This is a genomic window from Saccharothrix hoggarensis (assembly GCF_042678885.1).
GTDB lineage: Bacteria > Actinomycetota > Actinomycetes > Mycobacteriales > Pseudonocardiaceae > Actinosynnema > Actinosynnema hoggarensis.
The window spans coordinates 1-6,756 of record NZ_JBHTLK010000307.1; the positions used below are offsets into that span (position 1 = coordinate 1).

The 6,756-nt window shown below is 73.7% G+C and carries 8 protein-coding genes; 7 read left to right on the forward strand and 1 reads right to left on the reverse strand.

Annotated features, from left to right (window positions below):
* Positions 1-119: 119 nt before the first annotated feature.
* Complete coding sequence (locus ACFQ3T_RS33090; protein ID WP_380729499.1) at positions 120-1,607, reverse strand: S10 family peptidase; 1,488 nt, start codon at positions 1,605-1,607, stop codon at positions 120-122.
* Here ACFQ3T_RS33090 and ACFQ3T_RS33095 point away from each other — a divergent pair.
* The 7 genes from ACFQ3T_RS33095 to ACFQ3T_RS33125 all read left to right on the forward strand — a co-directional run bounded on the left by ACFQ3T_RS33095 (position 1,606) and on the right by ACFQ3T_RS33125 (position 6,699).
* Positions 1,606-2,340, forward strand: a complete 735-nt coding sequence (locus ACFQ3T_RS33095) for a uracil-DNA glycosylase (protein WP_380729501.1) — start codon at positions 1,606-1,608, stop codon at positions 2,338-2,340. The two genes, ACFQ3T_RS33090 and ACFQ3T_RS33095, sit on opposite strands and share 2 nt — an antisense overlap.
* Before the next feature lie 58 nt (positions 2,341-2,398).
* Positions 2,399-2,680 (forward strand): type II toxin-antitoxin system RelE/ParE family toxin, encoded by a 282-nt coding sequence (locus tag ACFQ3T_RS33100; RefSeq protein ID WP_380729503.1) that lies wholly within the window; start codon positions 2,399-2,401, stop codon positions 2,678-2,680.
* Between the two features lie 13 nt (positions 2,681-2,693).
* Positions 2,694-2,993, forward strand: a complete 300-nt coding sequence (locus tag ACFQ3T_RS33105) for a HigA family addiction module antitoxin (RefSeq protein ID WP_380729505.1) — start codon at positions 2,694-2,696, stop codon at positions 2,991-2,993.
* Positions 2,994-3,085: 92 nt separating this feature from the next.
* Entirely contained in the window at positions 3,086-3,748 is a 663-nt protein-coding gene (locus ACFQ3T_RS33110; RefSeq protein ID WP_380729507.1) for a DUF4129 domain-containing protein, read from the forward strand.
* A complete protein-coding gene (locus ACFQ3T_RS33115) occupies positions 3,745-4,212 on the forward strand; it encodes a hypothetical protein (RefSeq protein WP_380729509.1) in 468 nt (155 codons plus the stop codon). The genes ACFQ3T_RS33110 and ACFQ3T_RS33115 overlap by 4 nt, the downstream gene beginning before the upstream one ends.
* A 125-nt stretch (positions 4,213-4,337) precedes the next feature.
* On the forward strand, positions 4,338-5,294 hold the full coding sequence (locus ACFQ3T_RS33120; protein ID WP_380729510.1) for an AAA family ATPase: 957 nt from the start codon (positions 4,338-4,340) through the stop codon (positions 5,292-5,294).
* Between the two features lie 13 nt (positions 5,295-5,307).
* Positions 5,308-6,699, forward strand: coding sequence for a DUF58 domain-containing protein (locus ACFQ3T_RS33125; RefSeq protein WP_380729512.1), 1,392 nt, complete (start codon positions 5,308-5,310; stop codon positions 6,697-6,699).
* Positions 6,700-6,756 lie beyond the last annotated feature (57 nt).

The window sequence follows — 6,756 nt, forward strand, 5'->3', positions numbered from 1 at the left end:
TTCCAACATCATCCGACTACGTGTCGAACCGCCCACAACCTCCCAGGGCAGTACACCTAGCCGCGGTGGAGCGAACGCGTCGCGGACCGGGCGCGGTCCGGTCCGCGCGCGGCGGTGGTCTAGCGGTTCGAGGCGGACTGGACGAACGCGGCCAGGTCCGTCGACTGCTGGACCCGGCTCGGCTCGTGGACGTACATCATGTGGCCGGCGGGGTAGTACGCGGCCTCGATGTTGGCGTGCAGCTCGTCGGGGATGCGCAGGTGCGCCACGACGTGCTCGGCCGCGTAGTACGGCGTCGCGCCGTCCAGGTAGCCGTACGCGATGTGCACCTTGAGGTGCGGGTTGGCGCGCATCGCCGACGACAGCTTGTCCGCCACCGTCACGTGCGTGCCCTCGAACTCCTTGTACGACCACGGCCGCACGTTCATCGTCAGGATCTCGTACGGCAGGTCGTTCTCGTACTCCAGCTCCGCCCGCACGTAGTGGTTCAGCGCCGCCGTGTACGGGCCGAGGATCGCCGAGTACGACGGGTCCTCGCTGAAGTGCTCGCGCCCGTAGTCGGCGTCGGGACCGGTGAACCGCGAGTCCAGCCGGCCGACGACCTTGCGCTCCGAGCGCAGCAGCTCGGTGAAGAACCGCACGTGCTCGATCCGCAGGTTCACCCGGTCGACGTAGTCCTCGCTCAGGCCCGTCAACGCCGCGAGGCGCGACACCGCCGCCGCGCGCTCCTCCGCGGACAGCCGGTTGCCGCGCGCCAGCGCCCACGGGTAGTCGCGCGACGCGAAGTCCTCCGCGTCGGCCAGCACGTCCTCCAGCGCACGGTCGCCGTGCAGCCCGTGGTAGTGCGCGATCGCCGCGTACGTCGGCAGGAACAGCGTGTGCGGCAGGTCGTTGCCCTCGCTGAAGTCCAGCGTGGTGAAGTCCAGCACCGACGAGATCAGCATCAGCCCGTTGAGGTACATCCCGTACCGCGACTGGAGGTAGTCGGCCAGGCCCGCGGCCCGCGTCGTCCCGTACGACTCGCCCGCCAGGAACTTCGGCGACATCCACCGCCCGTTGCGGGACGTCCACAGCCGGATCAGCTCGCCGACCGACTCCAGGTCGCCCTGGAAACCGTGGTACTGGCCGGGCTTCTCGCCCTTGACCGCCCGCGAGTACCCGGTCGACACCGGGTCGATGAACACCAGGTCGCTGTGCGCGAGCAACGTCTCCGCGTTGTCGACCAGGTCGTACGGCGGCGGGTTCAGCTCGCCGACGTCGCCGGACACCACCCGGCGCGGCCCGAGCACCCCGAGGTGCAGCCACACGCTGGACGAGCCGGGCCCGCCGTTGAAGGCGAACGTCACCGGCCGCTTCGCCGGGTCGGCCCCGTCGAGCGTGTACGCGGTGACGAACACCTCGGCCTTGGGCAGGTGCCCGTCGAACTTGCCCTCGGTCAGCACCTCCTGGCGCAGCACCACCCGACCGGTGGTCGTGGTGTAGTTCAGCTTGCGCCGCTTGACGGTGATGCTGTGCTGGGTGGTGACGAGGTCGTCGGCCGGGAGGTCCTGCTCGTCGCCGAGCTTGTCCTTGGCCGCCTGCTCGTCGCCGGTGTCCTTGTCGGTCATGGTCGAACTCTACGATTCGGAGTCGTCGTCGGTGTTGCCGCTTGCCGCTCTTGACCACCAGGTTGCCCGGTGCCGTGCCTGTCCGCGGTTGGTGGCGTGGCGTGAGGAGGTGGCGCGGGTCAAGCGGGCCTCGTTCCGCGACCAGGAGTACTGGGGACGCCCGGTGCCGGGTTTCGGCCCGGCCGACGCGCGCCTGGTGATCGTCGGCCTGGCGCCCGCCGCGCACGGCGCGAACCGCACCGGCCGCATGTTCACCGGCGACCGGTCGGGCGACTTCCTGTACGCGGCGATGCACGCGGTCGGCCTGGCGACGCAGCCGACGGCGACCCACGTCGGCGACGGCCTGGAGCTGGTCGGAGCCCGCATCACGGCCCCGGTGAAGTGCGCGCCGCCGGCCAACAAGCCGACCCCGGAGGAACGCGACAACTGCCGCCCGTGGCTGATCCGGGAACTGGAACTGCTCCGCCCGACGGTGCGCGCGGTGCTCGTGCTGGGCGCGTTCGGCTGGCAGGCCGTGCTGCCGGTGCTGGCCGCGTGCTGGCAGGTCCCCCGGCCGAGGCCGGTGTTCGGGCACGGGGCGCACGTCACGCTGGCGGCCCAGGACGGCGGCGCGCCGCTGCACCTGTTCGGCTCGTACCACGTGAGCCAGCAGAACACGTTCACCGGCAAGCTCACCCAACCCATGCTCCAGGACGTCCTGCGCGCCGCCAAGGCCGCCTCCGGCCTCGGCTGACCCCGTCCGACTGGCATAACGCTCGCCGTTAATAACGGCATGCGTTATGCGTTGACAGGTGTTGCGGTCGTTCGCCGACAGGGAGACGGAGCGGGTATGGCAGCGGAGTCGTTCACGGGCACTTGATCCCAACGTTCAACGGGTCGCCTTGCGCGAGCTGGCCATCCTCGACGCGGCGGAGACCTTGGAAGACCTGCGGGTGCCACCCGGCAACCGCTTGGAGAAGCTCCACGGGGACCGTGCGGGGCAGCACAGCATCCGGATCGACCAGCAATGGCGCATCTGCTTCCACTGGACGGACGCGGGGCCTGAGAAAGTCGAGATCGTGGACTACCCCTGAAGGGAGAGCGAGGATGACCGACGAAGTCATGCCCCCCGTTCACCCCGGCGAGATCCTCGCCGAGGAGTACCTGGAGCCGCTCGGCGTGACCCAGCACCGCCTCGCCGTCGCCATCGGGGTTCCGCCACGCCGCATCAACGAGATCGTGCACGGCAAGCGGGGTGTCTCGGCGGACACCGCGCTGCGCCTGGCCAGGTTCTTCGGGACGTCCGAGAGGTTTTGGCTCAACCTGCAGTCCCGTTACGAGTTGGAACGCGAGAAGGACCACTTGGCGCACGAGTTGGCCCGGATCCAGCCGTTGGCCAGCGCCTAGGACCCCCGTCCGACTTCGGGCGGTGGGGGGATCGCGCGGGCGGTTTGGGGAAATACCGGCCGCGGCGGGCCGGTGACGGGCATCCTGGGGAGGTGAAGCCCCGGCTGGCGCTCGTCCTCGCGGTCGGGTCGGCGCTCGGCCTCATCGCGCTCGCGGCGCGCGGGACGTCACCCGTGCGGTACGTGGAACGGCCCGCGGACGACGACGACCGGCCGACCACCCTGGTGCCCGACTCCGCCTCGCCGCTGGACACGGAGATCGGCGGCTCGCCGGTGACGGGGTCGCTGCTCGTCGTGCTGGTCGTCCTCGGCGTGGTGGTGGTCGTCGCGGTGCTCTCGCTGCTGGTCTCGCTCGGCGCGTTCCGGTGGCGTCGGCGGCGCGGCGTGGGGGCGGCGGTCGACGCGGCCGACGCGGCCGACGAGCGCGCGAACCCGCCCGCGGCCCTGGTGCGGCGGGCCGCGGAAGCCCTGGAAGAGCTGCGCGACCACGCGAACCGGCCGCCCGGTGACGCGGTGATCGCCGCCTGGCTCGCCCTGGAACGGGCGGCCGAGGACAGCGGCGTGCCGCGGCAGGGCCACCAGACCCCCACCGAGTTCACCGGCGACCTGCTGCGCCGCTACCGGGTGGACGAGGGCGCGGCCGGCACGCTGAAGCGCGTCTACCAGCGGGCCCGGTTCGGCACGGCCGAGGTGACCGAGGCGGACGCCCGCACCGCCACCGAGGCGTTGGAGCACATCGTGAGGGACCTCCGGTGACGCCGATCGTGGGCAGCGTGACGCGGGCCGCCGGGCTCGCGGTGGTGGTTGCCGCCGTGACGGCGTTCGTGCTGAACCGGGTCGGCGCGCCGTGGCCGTGGGCGGCGCTGGTCGCGCTGCCCGTCGGCGCGCTGGGCCTGCTCGCCGCACGCCTGCCGCGCGCCACGGACGTCGTGTGGTCGCCGCAGCCGGTGCACGTCTCCACCGCCACGTCCGCCAAGGCCAGCACGCTCGCGAGCCGCTTCGCCGAGGCCTCCGTCAGCCAGGACCGGTTCACCACGCGCGTGCAGCCCCGGCTGCGCAGGCTGGCGGAGGCCCGGCTGCGCCAGGTCCACGGCGTGCCCGACCTCCACCACCCCCGAGCCCGTGAGGTGCTGGGCGACGAGCTGCACCGCCTGCTCACCGACCCGGAAGCCCCGCTGCCCGAGCCGTCGAAGCTCGCCGACCTCTTGGAGAACCTGTGACCTCTGCCGATGTCGGACCCGGAGCGGACACCGGAGCCGGAACCGACGCCAGAGCCGACGCCGGAGCCGGAACCGACGCCAGAGCCGAAGCCGAAGCCGACGCCGTCTCCGACGCCGGAGCCGGGGTGGGCGTCGAGACCATCGCGGCCGGCGCCAAGGCGGTGCTCGCCGCCGTCGGCACGGTCGTCGTCGGGCGGGAGCGGTCGCTGCGGCTGGCGCTGGCGGCGATCCTCGCGGGCGGTCACGTGCTGCTGGAGGACGTGCCCGGCCTGGGCAAGACGCTGATGGCGCGGTCGCTGGCGCAGGCGTTGCGGCTGGACTTCAAGCGCCTCCAGTGCACGCCCGACCTGCTGCCCGCCGACGTCACCGGCTCGTTCCTGTACAACCCCGGCGACCGCGAGTTCACGTTCCGCGAGGGCCCGCTGTTCACCGGCCTGCTGCTCGCCGACGAGATCAACCGCACCCCGCCGAAGACGCAGTCCGCGCTGCTGGAGGCCATGCAGGAGCGGCAGGTCACCGTCGAGGGCCGCACGTTCGCGCTGCCGCGACCGTTCCACGTGCTGGCGACCGCGAACCCGGTGGAGTACGAGGGCACCTACCCGCTGCCGGAGGCGCAGCTGGACCGGTTCCTGCTGCGGCTGGACATCGGCTACCCGCCGCCCGCCGAGGAGGTCGAGGTGCTGCGCCGCAGGCTCGTCCGGCAGCGCGAGGAGACCGAGGTCGAGCCGGTGCTGGACGCGGCCAGGCTCCGGCAGCTCCAGCACGGCGTGGAGCAGGTGTCCGTGGACGACGACGTGCTGCGGTACTGCGTGGACCTGGCGTCGGCCACCCGGTCGCACGCGGCGGTCGAGGTCGGCGCGTCACCGCGCGGCGCGCTGGCGCTGGTGCTGGTGGGACGGGCACTGGCGGTGCTGGACGGGCGGGACTTCGTGCTGCCCGAGGACGTCAAGGAGTGCGCGGTCGCCGCGCTGGCGCACCGGCTCACCCTCCGCCCCGAGACGTGGACGTCCGGCGTCACCGGCGTGGAGGTCGTGACCGAGCTGCTGGGCCGCGTGCCCGGCCCGGCGAGCACCCGCTCGTGAACCGGCGCCCGTCGTGAGCAGGGTGGAGCGGTTGCGCGAGGCGTTCACCGGCGGGCGCGGCGCGCGCTGGCACCCCACCGACGCTCTGGTGCGCGGCCTGGTGCTGGGCGTCGGGATGGTCGTCGTCGGCGGGCTGCTGCACCGGGTGGAGCTGGTCCTGTTCGGCGCGCCGCTGCTGATCTCCACGCTCCTCGCGCTGGTCACGCCGGTCGCCGGCGCGCCGCGGGTCCGCGTGCGGGGACTGCCCCGGACGGGCGAGATCGGCGCGGCCAAGTCGGTCGTGGAGGTCGACCCGGCGGTGGGCGGCGAGGTGATGGCGATCCGGCTGCCGGGCGTCGGCCAGGGCGTCGGCCCGGTGCACCTGCTGCCCGCGTCGGCGCGGGAGATCGAGGTCGTGCTGCGCCGTGACGCGTGGGGCGAGGGCGTCGACCTGCGGCCGGACCACCTGGTGGCCGGGCCGGACGCGCTGCTCGTCCACGGTCCGGTGACCGCGCCCGAGCGGGGACGGGTGATCCTGCCGCCGGTGGAGGCGCTGCCCGCCGGTCTGCTGCCCGCGCGGGCCGTGGGCCTGGTGGGGGCGCACCGGGCGCGGCCGCTGGGCGACTCGGTGGAGCTGCGCGACATCCGCGCGTTCCAGCCGGGCGACCGGCTGCGGCGGATCGACTGGCGGGTGTCGCTGCGGGCCAGCGCGATGGCGGGCTCCGCCGAGGGCACCAACCTGCACGTCCGCGAGCACCACGCGGAGGCGGACGCGGACGTCGTGCTGGCGCTGGACACCCGGCAGGACGTCGGCGCGGCGCTCGGGGAGTGGGCGACGCCGTCACGGGCGACGACGGTCGGCCGGTCGCTCGGCGAGTGGTCGCTGGCCGCGCGCGGGACGACGGTCCGGCAGGGCGGCAGCCTCGACCTCGCGGTGCGGGCGGCGGCGTCGTTGGCGGCGGGCTACCTGCGGCAGGGCGACCGGGTGAGCCTGGCCGACCTGGGCCGACCGCAACTGGGCGCGCGTGCCGGCGTGGGACGGCGGCAGCTGTTGCGGCTGCGCAACCAGCTGGTGGTGTGCGCGCGGTCGGCGGGGTGGGGGCAGCGGCCCGTGCTGCGGCCCGAGCAGGTGCCGCACGGCGCGCTGGTCGTGGTGCTGTCGCCGTTCCTCGACGCGGAGGTGGTGGAGCTGGCCGTGCACGCCGCGCGGCGGGGCAACCTCGTGCTGGCGGTGGACGTGCTGCCGGACCCGTTGGTGGCCGACCCGGAGACGCCGTGGGGGGAGAGCGCGTTGAAGGTGATCCGGTTGGAGCACGACGTGCGGCTGGAGGCGATGCGGCAGCACGGTGTGGCCGTGCTGACGTGGGGCGCGCCGATCGCGGGCGTGCTGCGGGGCGCCCGCGCGGCCCGGCGGGTGTCCCGGTGACCCCCGCGGACCACCCGGACCGCCCGGACCACTCGGACCACGTGGGCGGGCCAAGCG

Coding starts and splice junctions, on each gene's coding strand:
- ACFQ3T_RS33095 (WP_380729501.1), top strand. CDS start 1,606: ATGGTCGAACTCTACGATTCGGAGTCGTCGTCGGTGTTGCCGCTTGCC.
- ACFQ3T_RS33090 (WP_380729499.1), bottom strand. CDS start 1,607: ATGACCGACAAGGACACCGGCGACGAGCAGGCGGCCAAGGACAAGCTC.
- ACFQ3T_RS33105 (WP_380729505.1), top strand. CDS start 2,694: ATGACCGACGAAGTCATGCCCCCCGTTCACCCCGGCGAGATCCTCGCC.